This window comes from Nicoletella semolina, assembly GCF_004345745.1.
Classification (GTDB): Bacteria; Pseudomonadota; Gammaproteobacteria; order Enterobacterales; family Pasteurellaceae; genus Nicoletella; species Nicoletella semolina.
In genome coordinates, this window is the sequence record NZ_SLXJ01000002.1 from 22,262 (window position 1) to 36,393 (window position 14,132).

The 14,132-nt window shown below is 42.1% G+C and carries 14 protein-coding genes and 2 pseudogenes; 9 read left to right on the forward strand and 7 right to left on the reverse strand.

The genetic code is table 11. From position 1 onward, the window contains the following. Positions 1–16: 16 nt before the first annotated feature. The gene (gene pdxY, locus EV693_RS01405; RefSeq protein ID WP_132500624.1) at positions 17–880 is read left to right on the forward strand and encodes a pyridoxal kinase PdxY; all 864 of its coding nucleotides are present in this window, start codon (positions 17–19) and stop codon (positions 878–880) included. A 101-nt stretch (positions 881–981) separates the two neighbouring features. Here the strand turns inward: pdxY and EV693_RS01410 are convergent, their stop codons facing one another. Further along, positions 982–1,377, reverse strand: coding sequence for a helix-turn-helix domain-containing protein (locus EV693_RS01410; RefSeq protein WP_132500625.1), 396 nt, complete (start codon positions 1,375–1,377; stop codon positions 982–984). A gap of 197 nt (positions 1,378–1,574) precedes the next feature. Between EV693_RS01410 and EV693_RS09450 the strand changes: the two genes are divergently transcribed. The 3 genes and pseudogenes from EV693_RS09450 (at position 1,575) to EV693_RS01420 (ending at position 4,587) form a co-directional block, all read left to right on the forward strand. Then, complete coding sequence (locus EV693_RS09450; protein ID WP_165904858.1) at positions 1,575–1,748, forward strand: hypothetical protein; 174 nt, start codon at positions 1,575–1,577, stop codon at positions 1,746–1,748. A gap of 76 nt (positions 1,749–1,824) precedes the next feature. Next, positions 1,825–2,010: pseudogene (gene truD / locus EV693_RS01415) on the forward strand (tRNA pseudouridine(13) synthase TruD); the annotation flags it as partial. Between the two features lie 15 nt (positions 2,011–2,025). Then, positions 2,026–4,587 (forward strand): autotransporter outer membrane beta-barrel domain-containing protein, encoded by a 2,562-nt coding sequence (locus EV693_RS01420; RefSeq protein ID WP_132500627.1) that lies wholly within the window; start codon positions 2,026–2,028, stop codon positions 4,585–4,587. Positions 4,588–4,832: 245 nt separating this feature from the next. Here the strand turns inward: EV693_RS01420 and hfq are convergent, their stop codons facing one another. The 6 genes and pseudogenes from hfq to truD (EV693_RS01445) all read right to left on the reverse strand — a co-directional run bounded on the left by hfq (position 4,833) and on the right by truD (EV693_RS01445) (position 8,369). Then, positions 4,833–5,096 (reverse strand): RNA chaperone Hfq, encoded by a 264-nt coding sequence (hfq, locus tag EV693_RS01425; protein WP_132500628.1) that lies wholly within the window; start codon positions 5,094–5,096, stop codon positions 4,833–4,835. 56 nt (positions 5,097–5,152) lie between these two features. After that, positions 5,153–6,097: a tRNA (adenosine(37)-N6)-dimethylallyltransferase MiaA gene (miaA, locus tag EV693_RS01430; RefSeq protein ID WP_132500858.1), complete on the reverse strand. Its 945-nt coding sequence runs from the start codon at positions 6,095–6,097 to the stop codon at positions 5,153–5,155. Positions 6,098–6,296: 199 nt separating this feature from the next. Beyond that, positions 6,297–6,701, reverse strand: a pseudogene (locus EV693_RS01435) (autotransporter domain-containing protein); the annotation flags it as partial. An 11-nt stretch (positions 6,702–6,712) separates the two neighbouring features. Continuing rightward, a complete protein-coding gene (locus EV693_RS01440; protein ID WP_132500630.1) occupies positions 6,713–7,174 on the reverse strand; it encodes a hypothetical protein in 462 nt (153 codons plus the stop codon). Then, entirely contained in the window at positions 7,152–7,310 is a 159-nt protein-coding gene (locus EV693_RS09455) for a hypothetical protein (RefSeq protein WP_165904859.1), read from the reverse strand. The genes EV693_RS01440 and EV693_RS09455 overlap by 23 nt, the downstream gene beginning before the upstream one ends. 15 nt (positions 7,311–7,325) lie before the next feature. Further along, positions 7,326–8,369: a tRNA pseudouridine(13) synthase TruD gene (gene truD, locus EV693_RS01445; protein ID WP_132500631.1), complete on the reverse strand. Its 1,044-nt coding sequence runs from the start codon at positions 8,367–8,369 to the stop codon at positions 7,326–7,328. Positions 8,370–8,606: 237 nt separating this feature from the next. On the opposite strand from truD (EV693_RS01445), the gene tpiA reads away from it, so the two are divergent. The 5 genes from tpiA to EV693_RS01470 all read left to right on the forward strand — a co-directional run bounded on the left by tpiA (position 8,607) and on the right by EV693_RS01470 (position 14,126). Further along, entirely contained in the window at positions 8,607–9,395 is a 789-nt protein-coding gene (gene tpiA, locus EV693_RS01450; RefSeq protein WP_132500632.1) for a triose-phosphate isomerase, read from the forward strand. A 77-nt stretch (positions 9,396–9,472) separates the two neighbouring features. After that, positions 9,473–10,252, forward strand: coding sequence for a transferrin-binding protein-like solute binding protein (locus EV693_RS01455; protein ID WP_165904860.1), 780 nt, complete (start codon positions 9,473–9,475; stop codon positions 10,250–10,252). Between the two features lie 34 nt (positions 10,253–10,286). After that, positions 10,287–12,629: a penicillin-binding protein 1B gene (gene mrcB / locus EV693_RS01460; protein WP_132500634.1), complete on the forward strand. Its 2,343-nt coding sequence runs from the start codon at positions 10,287–10,289 to the stop codon at positions 12,627–12,629. Between the two features lie 118 nt (positions 12,630–12,747). Next, complete coding sequence (gene mutY / locus EV693_RS01465) at positions 12,748–13,851, forward strand: A/G-specific adenine glycosylase (RefSeq protein WP_132500635.1); 1,104 nt, start codon at positions 12,748–12,750, stop codon at positions 13,849–13,851. Then, on the forward strand, positions 13,851–14,126 hold the full coding sequence (locus EV693_RS01470; protein WP_132500636.1) for an oxidative damage protection protein: 276 nt from the start codon (positions 13,851–13,853) through the stop codon (positions 14,124–14,126). Before mutY ends, EV693_RS01470 begins: the two co-directional genes overlap by 1 nt. Positions 14,127–14,132 lie beyond the last annotated feature (6 nt).

Sequence of the window (14,132 nt, forward strand, 5' to 3'; positions counted from 1 at the left end):
GCTTTTGGAGTTCATAATGAAAAACGTTCTCTCTATTCAATCGCACGTTGTATACGGCTACGCAGGCAACAAAGCCGCTGTTTTTCCAATGCAATTATTGGGCGTAGATTCTTGGGCATTAAATACCGTGCAATTTTCCAACCATACACAATACGGCAAATGGAAAGGTATGGTTGTCCCTAAAGAACAAATTGGGGAAATTGTGCAAGGGATTGATGAAATTGATGCATTGCACGAATGTGATGCTGTTTTGTCAGGCTATATCGGTGCGGCGGAACAAGGGGCAGAAATCCTTGCGGTGGTCGAAAAAATCAAAGCTAAAAATCCAAATGCCATTTATTTTTGCGATCCTGTAATGGGACACCCCGATAAAGGCTGTATTGTTGCCCCAGGTGTAGCGGAATTCTTGCGTGATGAAGCTATGGCAAAAGCAGACATCATCGCCCCTAATTTAGTCGAATTGCGTGAATTAACAGGCTTATCCGTTGAAAATTTCGATCAAGCGATTGAAGCCATTCAAGCAATCCGATCCAAAGGCGTAAAACGTGTGCTCGTCAAACACTTAAGTAAAGTCGGACAAGATCCAAGCCAATTTGAAATGGTACTGGCAAACGACGCAGGTATTTGGCATATCAGCCGACCACTCCACGAATTTGTTGGTCGTGATCCTGTTGGTGTGGGTGATCTCACAAGTGGTCTATTTTTGGCAAATGTACTCAACGGAAAATCTGATCTCGAAGCCTTTGAACACACGGCCAATGCAGTGAATGATGTGATGAGCATCACTCAGCAACGTGGCAAATATGAGCTACAAATCATTGCTGCTCGGGAGCTAATTGTAAATCCAACCAGCCGATATAGAGCAGTTAAATTGGTATAATCTACGGATTTCTATCTTGGTAAGCACTTAGACATCTTTCCTCTTTAGATTATCTTTTTATCAATGCAAAGAGGAAGGTGATTGGTTTCGGAGTTATTCTGTTATTTATTTGTTTTCAGTAATCCAACTAATTCTTTTAATATCTCAATTTCAGCATCTTTTTGTTTTAATAATTCATCTTTCATTTTAAGTAACGCATTTAATTTTTCGACTTCCGCACTTAACGCTTCATTCGTTCCAAAATGGCTATTTGTTAAGTTATAAGAATTATCGCCACCGACAGCGAAAAAGATGGAGTGATCTTTGCTAGTAATTAATGCACCCATATCAATGTTAAAGACATTAGCAATTTGTTGTAATTTTTCAAGGTTAATATTGCTCTGTCCACGTTTAATTTTTGCGTAGCCATTTGCGGACATAGATAGCCTCTCCGCCATTTCTTCCTGCGACCATTGATTAATCTCTCTCATTACTCTGATTTTATCGTGGACTTTCATTCTTATTCCTTAAAGTGAGGTTTTATGAAGTAGTAGGTTAGATTTTAATACTGTTGGTTTATTGTTAAAGGAACCCAACAAGTGTAGCATAAAGATACTACTTGTTTAACTAAAAATAAAAAAGACAATGTAGTAGAAAATCACGGTATTTGCCTATATGTATTCTTACTCTGTCTTTCATAAAGGAAAAATCAACGATGAATTTTTTTGAAAATCCTATTAGGTTAGCACTTTTTGGGGTGATGCCAGCTCTTGCTGTAATAGTAATTTCTACTGATGCTGTGGCACAGGTGGGAAATATAAATACTCATAAAGTAAATAATGATATAGAACTTAAACAAGCACACTGCACCACTGGTTGGCAAAGATAGCTCCAAGCTAATTGACACCACAGAACAACAGCAAAATACAGTTACACCAAATCAAGAACAACACATTGTAGAGTAGCATCAAACACTGCTGCAATTAATGGTAAAAGAACGCATGAATGCGGCTCGCCGTGCAATGTTATGTAAACCACAAAATCTAACGTGGCAATTTGAGCCAGAAGGTTTGAAATTGCAATTTTATCTACTTGCAGGCAGCTACGCCACCGCATTAGTGCGTGAACTAATTATGCTATCAGTCGAATAAATCCGAGGAAATACTATGAAACTTCCCAAAAGCCAAATAGCCTTTACTCTTGCAACAGCCTTCTCCGCCATCACCATACCCACCACATTAACCCTTATCCCGCAAATGGCTTATGCTCAAGCGACAGGGATTACTACACCAGCAGAATTGATTGCTGCCATTGGTCGTGCTAAAAATGGGGACACCATCACATTAGCTCAGCCAAGTTTTGTTATAGGTTATGGTAATGGTGGCTACCTTGGTTCAATCAATGAGCAGACGGCTAGGGGTAAGTTATATACATTTGATAAAGATATTACTATCGATCTTAACGGAAATGAGTTAATTTTTAGAGGTGTAACGGTAATTAACGAAGGCAGCCTTACCCTTAAAAACGGCACGATTGGTATAATGGACGAGGGAAATTCGGTTGGTAATATATTTAATGACGGGACTTTAACCATCACAGGTTCTGCAACAGAGCGTAACAATGGTTCAAAATTAACGGCTGCTGAATTTATTAATAGTGGTACATTGTTCATCGATCCAAACAGCAATCAAAATATTCAAGATGTGCAAGATCAAGGTGGTACATACAATCGTACTGCTCCACAACCACAATTTTCCCCAGCAACGCCTGCAGTAACTCAACCGCTTGTGCAGTCGCCACCGCCACAACCACCCCAGCCGCAACCACAGGTACAGACCCAGCCACAAGAAACACCTGCGGCTAAAAAAGCTCCAGAAGCTCCAAAAAACCAAGAAGCTGAGGCATTAAAACGCCAGCAAGAAGAAGCCGACCGCAAAGCCGAAGAAGCACGCCTTGCCAAAGAAGAAGCCGATCGCAAAGAGCGTGAACGCCTAGAGCAAGAGCGTTTGGAAAAAGAAGAAGCCGACCGCAAACAGGCAGAAGAAGCCAAAGTGCGTGAAGAAGCAGAAAAAGCCCGCTTGGCAAAAGAGGCAGAAGATAGACGCCTAGCGGAAGAAGCACGCAAAGCTAAAGAGGCTGAGGATAAACGCAAAGCTGATGAAGCGGCTGCAAAAAAATTGGCAGAAGAAACCGCTCGCCAAGAGGCGTTAGCTCGTCAAAAAGCAGCGGAAGAAAAAGCCAAAGCTGATGAATTGCAACGCCAAAAAGAGAAAGAGGCACAAGCACAAAAAGAGCGTGAGCGTTTGGCAGAATTAAAACGCCAGCAAGAAGAAGCGGAGCGTAAACAGGTAGAAGAACAGCGTAAACTTGAAGAGCAAAAAGCCAAAGAAGAAGCCGACCGCAAACAGGCAGAACAAGAAGCCAAAGTGCGTGAAGCGGCAGAAAAAGCCCGCTTGGCCAAAGAGGCAGAAGAAAAACGCAAAGCTGATGAAGCGGCTGCAAAAAAATTGGCGGAAGAGACCGCTCGTCAAGAGGCGTTAGCTCGTCAAAAAGCGGCGGAAGAAAAAGCCAAAGCTGATGAGTTGCAACGCCAAAAAGAGAAAGAGGCACAAGCACAAGAAGAGCGTGAGCGTTTGGCAGAATTAAAACGCCAGCAAGAAGAAGCGGAGCGTAAACAGGCAGAAGAACAGCGTAAACAACAAGAAGCCGACCGCCTAGCTGAAGCGGAAAAACAGCGTAAACTTGAAGAGCAAAAAGTCAAAGAAGAAGCCGACCGTAAACAGGCAGAACAAGAAGCCAAAGTGCGTGAAGAAGCCGAAAAAGCTGAAAAAGCCCGCTTGGCAAAAGAGGCAGCAGACAGACGCCTTGCTGAACAAGCACGCCGTGCCGAAGACCCAGCCAATTTTGCGGTGTTAAATCACTTGTTGCAGGATTCTGCCAGATTGTTGGCTCAAAAAATTGAAGCACGCCAATATACCGCTCGTGTTGATGGCGAGCAGGCGGTGTGGGCAAAAGGCTTGGGAGCTTGGGGAGTGTCTGGCGATGCCAAAACCCAGCATCAAGCGGTGATTGTGGGGGCGGATAAAGCCTTAAGCAATTCACGCATTGGGGTGGCGGTGGCGGTCAGCCAAGATGTCGCCAAAGCCGCTGCTCACACACTCAAAGCCCAGACGGTGTATGGCTTTGTGTATGGCGATTATCAGCTTGACAAGGTGCAACTAAACGGCTTGCTTGGGGCAAATCACAGCCGTGTGGACAGCGAACGACACAGCCAAATTGCCGCCCAAAGCGTGGCTGGCAAGACAAGTTTAACAGGGCTACAAGCGGGCGTGGGGGCAAGCTATGCGTTAAATGACGCCGTTACGCCATTTGCTCGCCTAGACTGGCAAACCAAGAACGCCAAAGCGTTGCACGAACAAGGCGAAGGCGTGGCGTTTACGCAGCAAATTGAGGCAGCACCTTCGGCAGTTGTGAAAGTGGGAGCAAATCTTAGCTTGCCATTGTCTGCAAAAATTCGCCTAAATTCTACCGCTGCTGTAGGGGTGGATTTGTTGCACAAACAGCCACGAACCGTTCAACCTCAAGTTGGCAAATCCTTGCTCAACATCGGTGTGGGCGTGGATTATCAGCTAAGACCAGACTTGACGCTGACCGCCGCCTACCAAACCGAGCAGCGTAAACACATCAACAACCACAGTGCCAATGTGAATGTGAAGTGGCGGTTTTAGTTTTCTCTTCCTCTGCTTGCAGAGGAAGAGAATTTAATATTGATCTAGATTGTTTGAGTTCAGCAAGTAGCGATTTGCTAAATTCAGTTAATTGATTTGACTTATGAAACAATTTTAGGCACGTTTGCCATTCAAAGTGAGCGTTTTTATTCAGTCGATAGGTAATACTTGAAGAACCAAAAAGAAAGGGAACGAAAGCGATCATCCCTTAGATTCAGGTTCAAAAAGTGTGTTCCCTACTTTAATTATTCCGTATTTTCTGAAGGTTCTGTAGTAACTTGAGATTGTGTTGCGTTATTATGGCTTACTGATCGTGCTGGTACGACGGTGGAAATGGCGTGTTTGTAAACCATTTGGCTTACAGTATTTCTCAGTAAAATCACAAACTGATCGAACGATTCAATTTGCCCCTGTAATTTGATGCCGTTCATTAGATAAATTGAAACAGGAATTCGCTCACGGCGTAGTGCATTTAAATAAGGATCTTGTAAAGATTGACCTTTTGCCATTTTATGTTCCTTTTAGTTATTGTTGATTATGGTATGCCAAAGGCGATGTGATGTTACTACAAATTTTGGCATTTTTGCAGCAATTTCTCTTGTATTCTAATGCACGCTTGTTCTGGTAACAAGCTATCAAGCCACTCTAATTCACTGCTCCAACCTCTTAGCCAGGTTATCTGACGTTTAGCAAGCTGGCGAGTTGCACAAATTCCTTTAAAAACAGCTTCATCAAGTGAAATATCGCCCTGTAAATATTCCCACATTTGACGATAACCTACGCAACGAATCGATGGCAAATTAATGTGCAAATCTTTGCGTAAAAACAACCGCTTCACTTCGTCCTCAAATCCTTTGTCGATCATCTTATGAAAACGCTGTTCAATGCGTTGATGAAGTACGCTGCGTTCAGGGGGGGTAATAGCAAACTGAAGAATATCATATTCGATACTCTCGCCCTGCTGTGCGGTTAATTCCGTCATTGTTTTGCCAGTTAGGTAAAATACTTCCAACGCACGATTGATTCGCTGACTATCATTAGGATTGATGCGATTGGCTGAGATAGGGTCAATCTGTGACAATGTTTGGTGCAGCACTGCCCAACCGTGCTGTTTAGCTTGTTGTTCGATCTGTGTTCGAATAAGCGGATCAGCAGAGGGTAAGGGTGATAATCCTTCAAGCAATGCTTTGAAATAAAGCATTGTGCCGCCTACAAGCAGCGGAATTCGCCCACTAGCAGTAATCTGTGCCATTTCACTCAGGGCATCTTCACGAAAATTCATTGCCGAGTAGCTATCGATAGGATCACGAATATCCATTAAACGATGAGGGGCTAAGGCTAATTCTGCTGTGCTTGGTTTTGCTGTGCCGATATCCATTCCTTTATAGATCAAAGCAGAATCAACACTGATGATCTCAACAGGTAAACACTGGCGTAAAGCAATCGCTAGATCTGTTTTCCCTGAAGCGGTCGGTCCCATTAAAAAAATTGCAAGAGGTTTTTGCTTTATCACACTGATTAATAAATTGCCAATAATGCGTAAGATTTTAAATTATTCCCTTCCAAAGGCATAGCAAAAAGAGTGAGAGCGTGAAAATATTTATTTGTACGAGTGTATTAAAGCAATCTGTAGGGACGCCACGCTGGCGTCCGCTGGTTGTTAATTGCTCATTGCAAAAGCAAGGAGGGTTTAGGGAGGGTAAATGGGCTTAAAACCGCCACTTCACATTGATATTGGCACTGTGGTTGTTGGCGTGTTTACGTTGCTCGGTTTGGTAGGCGGCGGTCAGCGTCAAGTCTGGGCTTAGCTGATAATCCACACCCACACCAATGTTGAGCAAGGATTTACCGACTTGAGGTTGAACGGTTCGTGGCTGTTTGTGCAACAACTCTACCCCCACAGCAGCACTTGAATTTAGACGAATTTTTGCAGATAATGGCAAGCTAAGATTTGCCCCCACCTTCGCAACTGCCGAAGGTACTGCCTCAATTTGCTGCGTAAACGCCACGCCTTCGCCTTGTTCGTGCAACGCTTTGGCGTTTTTGATCTGCCAATCTAGGCGAGCAAATGGCGTAACGGTGTCATTTAACGCATAACTTGCCCCCACGCCCGCTTGTAGCCCTGCTAAACTTGTCTTGCTTCTCGTTGCTTTAGCTCTTCTGGAGCTTTGTTAGCCACAGGTGTTTCTTGTGGCAGGGGTGGTTGTGGAGCAGTACGATTGTATGTGCCATTATTGATAAATTCAGCAGCCGTTAATTTTGAACCATTGTTACGCTCTGTTGCAGAACCTGTGATGGTTAAAGTCCCGTCATTAAATATATTACCAACCGAATTTCCCTCGTCCATTATACTAATCGTGCCGTTTTTAAGGGTAAGGCTGCCTTCGTTAATTACCGTTACACCTCTAAAAATTAACTCATTTCCGTTAAGATCGATAGTAATATCTTTATCAAATGTATATAACTTACCCCTAGCCGTCTGCTCATTGATTGAACCAAGGTAGCCACCATTACCATAACCTATAACAAAACTTGGCTGAGCTAATGTGATGGTGTCCCCATTTTTAGCACGAACCAATGGCAGCAATCAATTCTGCTGGTGTAGTAATCCCTGTCGCTTGAGCATAAGCCATTTGCGGGATAAGGGTTAATGTGGTGGGTATGGTGATGGCGGAGAAGGCTGTTGCAAGAGTAAAGGCTATTTGGCTTTTGGGAAGTTTCATAGTGTTTCCTTGGATTTATTCGGCTGGTAGCAGAATCAACTCACGCACTAATGCAGTGGCGTAGCTGCCTGCAGGTAGATAAAATTGCAATTTCAAACCTTCTGGCTCAAATTGCCACGTTAGATTTTGTGGTTTACATAACATTGCACGGCGAGCCGCATTCATGCGTTCTTTTACCATTAATTGCAGCAGTGTTTGATGCTGCTCTACAATGTGTTGTTCTTGATTTGGTGTAACTGTATTTTGCTGTTGTTCTGTGGTGTCAATTAGCTTGGAGCTATCTTTGCCAACCAGTGGTGCAGTATGCAAAATATCGCCCTCAATTAACCGCTTGTTCAGACTATCTAGTTCAGATGGTTGTGCAATAAACCAGCTATTTGTGCCAGCCAGTTGTAGCACATCGCCTGCATAAACTTGTTGCCAACTGTTACTGGCAATGCGTTGTGAGACCACTAGGTTGAAGATTTCACTGCGTGCGGCAGAGAGGTAAAAGCTGCGTTTTTTGCGATCTTTGACACTGATCTCGCCTTTCGCCCAACGCTGTGCCTGCTCTAGATTATGTCCATCACGTCCAAAGCGTTGTTCTGTAAAATAATTAGGAAATCCGACCGCTTGTAGTTGTTGTAAGCGGTGTATTAATTCGTCTTTTTCGACTACATCTCGTAGCAAGATATCAAAATGATTGCCTGCAAGGCTGCCAATGCGAATTTTGCGGTTGTGGCGAGTAATCTCCAAAATTTCTATGCCATCGCAGTCAAACGAGCTAAAGTCAGGCGTTGCCTTGCCTGCGAGGTGTAAACAGAACCATTGCTCGGTGATGGCGTGGCGATCTTTTAAACCAGCATAACTCATGTTTTTGGCAGAAACTCCGACAAATTCAGCCAGTTTTTCCCCAACAAAGAGGGTGTTAGCGTTGATTTTGCGGATTTTTACTGCAACAAATTCCCCCTCACCAGCGAGCGGATAGCCAAGTTCTTCACGCACGATAAAGTCTGCAAATTCTTGCTTTAATCTGCCCGCTTGTTGGGGTTCGCCCCATAAATAGTTGAGTGTTTGCATTGCTTGTGTTTTGTTGGTTGTATTCCGATAGATTATGAATGAATGTGATTTGTTAAACAACGGTACTATTCGTTAAAAAATCAAGCGATTTTAGCCGTACACATTTTATCAGCTATTTATCTGCCTTGTTATAATTTTTTGGAAAAAAATCTTTCTTTATTTTGTAAATCCTTGTGTAAATTTGATATAGTTGGCTAGGTTTTTATAGGTTTTATTTTTTAATATTAGGAGAAAAAAATGGCTCGTCGTCCGCTTGTAATGGGAAACTGGAAACTCAATGGAAGTAATGCGTTCACGAAAGAGTTGATCGCTGGTTTAAAAGCTGAACTGCACGATGTTGCTGGGTGTGATGTAGCGATTGCTCCGCCAGTAATGTATTTGGCTGCGGCACAAAGTGCGTTAAATAGCTGTGGTTGCTCAGATAAACAGTTAATTTCCCTTGGCGCACAAAATGTCGATATAAATGTACAAGGTGCTTTTACTGGTGATATTTCAATTGAAATGCTCAAGGAGTTTGATGCGAAATATATCATCATTGGACATTCAGAACGTCGTACTTATCATCAAGAAAGTGATGAGTTTATCGTCAAAAAATTTGAAGCGATTCAAAAAGCGGGTTTAGTTCCCGTATTATGCATCGGAGAGACAGAAGTGGAAAATGCAGCGGGTCGTACTGAGTCCGTTTGTATGAGGCAGTTAGATGCTGTACTAGATACACTAGGTGTTCAAGCTTTTAATGGAGCGGTGATTGCCTATGAACCTGTTTGGGCGATTGGTACGGGTAAATCTGCTACTCCAGCACAGGCACAAGCTGTTCACGCCTTTATTCGTGGGCATATTGCGGCGAAATCGCCAGCTGTTGCTGAGCAAGTGATTATTCAGTACGGCGGTTCAGTAAATGAGACAAATGCTGCAGAATTATTTGCACAACCAGATATTGATGGAGCTTTGGTTGGTGGTGCTTGCCTTAAAGCTCCAGCCTTTGCAGCGATTGTCAAATTGGCGGCAAAAGCAAAAGTAAGATAATTTCATACATATCAAATACAAGGATACGATACCTCGTATCCTTGTCCAAATTAAGTGCTTTAATGAGGAGATTAATGATGAAAAAGAATATTATAGCTTTAAGTATTTTGGCTGCCATTGGGCTTGTGGGGTGCGGCAGTGGCGGCGGTCAGAACCACGCTGCCCCAAACACTCAAACGAATAAAGCAGTCGAAAATAAGTCTGTTGAAAATAAAGTTATCGAAAATGAACCTGTCGAGAACAAATATAGCTATGTCATTTCTGTTCCTAAAACAGCAGGCAATACAAGAGAAAAGGATTTCTCTGATTTAGCAGATCTAAATCAGCTTTATATCGAAGATGAGCAACAAATATTCACGATATATAGAAATGATGAGTTAAATAAAACTGATCTGAAAATTGATAATTCAACAAATAAAGATCGCATTTATCCCAATAATTATTCACTTTATGGCTTAATCAGCCAAGAAAATTTAAGAAATCATTATTTGTTTCTCCGTGGTACTCAGCCTTATGACACAACGAATTTAACAGGTATTGTAACTTATGAAGGAAATGCTATTCAGCTCAAATTAGACGAAAATACAAATCTTAATGGTTTCACAAATGGCAAAGTCAATCTTGTAGCGAATTTTGATAACAAGACATTAAATGGGGCGGTAACAGGTGATTTTAAACCTGTAGAGATTGTTGCTACGATTAAGGGAGAAGCATTCCAAGGTGGAAAAGAGAATTTTACGGTTAAGGGTATATTCTTTGGACCTGAAGCAGAAGAGGTTATCGGACGTTATACAAGAAATAAAACCGCTGATCCGAAAGACACCACTATCGGTGTTTTTGGTGCAACTAAAAAATAATATAAATTGTGATATTTAATAAGCATACGCGACAGTGAAATCCACAACACCTCCTAGGACTGAGACCAGTAAGACTTCCAAAAGTAAAAAAAGGAAGGCTCACTTTGTGCCAATCTGTTTAAAATTATTGCTGCTTGCTGTCAGTTATGTAGGATTTTATGGTATTTATCTTGATGGTAAAATTCGTGAAAAGATGGAGGGGCAGATTTGGCAGCTACCTGCACAGGTCTACAGCCGTATAGAACAAATTTCTCTTTCTGAGCAGCCTGCCTTTGAGCAGGTAAAGTTGCGTTTATTAGACAATGGTTATCGTGACGTGTCGCAGATTGCTACTCCTGGGGACTTTAAAATTGAAGGAGATGTTATTGAGAGCAGTATCGTACTTTTACGTCGAGCATTTCAGTTTCCTGATATGCCAGAGGCACAACGTTTATTGCGATTGCGTTTTACTCACAACACTTTAACTCGTATTGAAGATTTAGTCAGGGTGCGCCAAATTAGTTCATTTCGTCTTGACCCGAAACTGATTGCAATGTTGCATTCAGATAATGATGAAGAACGTGATGCTCTGCGTTTACATCAGTACCCTCATTTATTAATTGAAACGCTGTTACTGACCGAAGATAAGCGTTTTTTCCAGCACGATGGTATTAGCCCTATTGGTATTGTTCGAGCTATTATCAGCAACTATCAAGCAAGGCGTACCGTGCAAGGCGGTAGCACGCTGACACAGCAATTGGTTAAAAATCTTTTTCTTACTCACGAAAAATCATTACTGCGAAAAGCGAATGAAGCCTTGATGTCGCTGATTTTAGATTTCCGTTACGATAAAAATCGTATCCTTGAAACCTACCTAAACGAGATTTATCTCGGACAAAATGGCAACCATCAAATTCACGGCTTTGCACTAGCAAGCCAATTCTATTTTGGTCGCCCAATTCAAGAACTTAATTTAAATCAAATTGCTTTTTTGGTCGGCATTGTCAAAGGTCCATCGCTCTACAATCCGTGGAGAAACCCAACAGGGGCATTGGAGCGTCGTAATGTAGTATTGCGTATATTATTAGAACATCAAACGATCAACCAAGAATTGTACGAATTTCTCTCAAAGCAACCGCTTGGCGTACAACCTAGAGGTCAGATTTATCGCCAACAACCTGCATTTATGCAAGCGCTCCATTCTGATTTAAAAAATGCAATTGGGGAGGAAAAAATTGCACAGCTATCAGGGGCAAAGGTTTTTACAACGCTCGATCGTAAACAGCAACGTTCAGCAGAATTAGCCGTGATCAATGGTGTTGCAGAATTAGAAAATAGTAGTAAAAAAGTCAAGGATCTGCAATCTGCTGTGGTGGTGGCAGAATATGGTACAGGTAAGGTTCGTGCTATCGTCGGCGGTGTACAAACTCAATATGCTGGGTTTAATCGTGCCCTACAAACTAAACGCCAAATCGGCTCGTTAGTTAAACCTTCTATCTACGCAATTGCATTATCTCACCCTGAACAGTTTCGTTTAAACACGCCAATTGATAATCAACCGATTACGATTAACGTAAAAGGCAGCCCACCTTGGTCACCACGCAATTATGATCGCAAATTCAGTGGTTCAGTGATGCTAATGGACGCTCTTGTCCGCTCGCTAAATATTCCAACAGTCAATATTGGTATGAAAATTGGCTTATCAGATGTGATTGCAAAACAGAAAGCAATGGGCTGGGATCAGGCTGAAATTCCACTCTATCCTGCCACCTTGCTAGGCTCCTATGCAATCTCACCTTATGACGTAACAAAATCCTATCAAGTCATTGCCAATAGTGGTACAAAAATTCCACTAACTACGATTGAAGCGGTACTGGCTGACAATGGTAAAATCCTATATCAATCCGATACCAATCCTAAAAAGAATCAAATTCTACCTGAACCTGCTGCTATTCAAACTCTTTATGCTATGCAACAAGTCGTTGAAAGAGGAACGGCACGAAGCTTGCAGAATGAATTTTCATCACTTCATCTAGCAGGAAAAACAGGTACAACCAATAATGCCCGTGATACTTGGTTTGTGGGCATTGACGGAAAAAATATCACCACTGTATGGCTCGGTAAAGACGACAACAGTGACACATATTTAACAGGGGCAAGTGGTGCATTGCGTGTTTATCAAGAGTACCTTAAACGTGCGGAACCATCGCCATTTCAGCTCCCCACTTCACCATACATTCAATGGGTTGGCATTAATCAATATGGCGGCTGGGATTGTAATAGCACAAGAAAAATCCCTGTTTGGCAACATAACGGACAACCTCTCTGCTTAACATCAAATGCAACCGATAATCTACGCCCAAGCGTATGGGACGCTCTCTCTTTCAGTCAGCCCTAACAGTGCTGACGCAAAACAGCCTCAAAAGGAAATTGATTGATACCCCTAGCCATTGCAAGATAGATCAGAAATTTACTATCGAATTTTAATTATTTGAATACGACAGATTGAGAATACTATGCAGACTCTCTTATTAGCACAATCAATGGTCTCTTCCCCCTTTCCACAAGCAGTGCTGACGTGGTTTAGGTTATATGGGCGTAAGAACTTACCTTGGCAGCAAAATAAAACTTTATACAGCGTGTGGTTATCTGAGGTGATGTTACAGCAGACGCAGGTTGCGACGGTGATCCCTTATTTTGAGCGGTTTATTCGACGTTTTCCTACAGTAGTTGATTTGGCTGATGCACAAATTGATGAGGTGTTGCACCTTTGGACTGGACTTGGCTACTACGCTCGTGCGAGAAATTTACATAAGGCTGCAAGACAGATTCGAGATGAATTTAATGGTGAATTTCCCTCTGACTTTGATTCCGTTTTGGGGCTATCAGGTATCGGCAGAAGTACGGCAGGTGCAATTTTATCCTCTGTGTTAGATGCTCCTTACCCTATTTTGGACGGTAATGTAAAGCGAGTGTTGGCTCGTTATTTTGCGGTTGAAGGTTGGAGTGGTGAGAAAGCTGTGGAAAATAGGCTGTGGGAATTGTCGGCCCAAGTTACGCCTCAGAGTCAAGTGGCTGATTTTAATCAGGCAATGATGGATTTAGGGGCAATGATTTGTACACGTTCAAAACCGAAATGCTCACTTTGTCCTATTGCTAATACCTGTGAAACTCATCGTTTAGAGGCTTGGGAACGATTTCCAACCAAAAAGCCTAAAAAAGTATTACCTGTGCGTGAGGGCTATTTTTTAATTCTAAAGCAAGGCTCGAAAGTTTGGTTAGAGAAGCGTGAAGATCAAGGGATTTGGGGTGGATTATTTGCTTTTCCACAATTTGATTCACTAAACATACTCAAGCGGTCAATTTCTATGCAAAATTTGCAAATTTCCCAGCACTTAATTGCTTTTCGTCACACATTTTCGCACTTTCATCTTGATATTTTTCCTATTCTTGTTGATGTGCCAATAAATTTTGTGGAAGAAAAATCAGGAAATTACTGTTCTATCATATCTTCAACCGCAGATTGTTGGTATGATTTATGTCAGCCAAGTTCGGTGGGATTGCCAACACCGATTAAGCAAATTTTAGATGAACTATCCATATTAGTGAGGAAAACATAATGTCTCGAACAGTTTTTTGTGCATTTTTAAATCAAGAAGCGGAAGGTTTGGATTTCCAGCTTTATCCAGGTGAGTTAGGTAAGCGTATTTTTGATTCGATTAGTAAACCTGCGTGGGCAGAGTGGATAAAAAAACAAACAATGCTAGTGAATGAAAAAAAGTTAAATATGATGAACCCTGAACACCGCCAGCTACTTGAAACTGAAATGGTAAATTTTTTATTTGAGGGAAAAGACGTGGTGATTGAAGGTTATGTACCAATAGTCGCAGAATAATTTGAG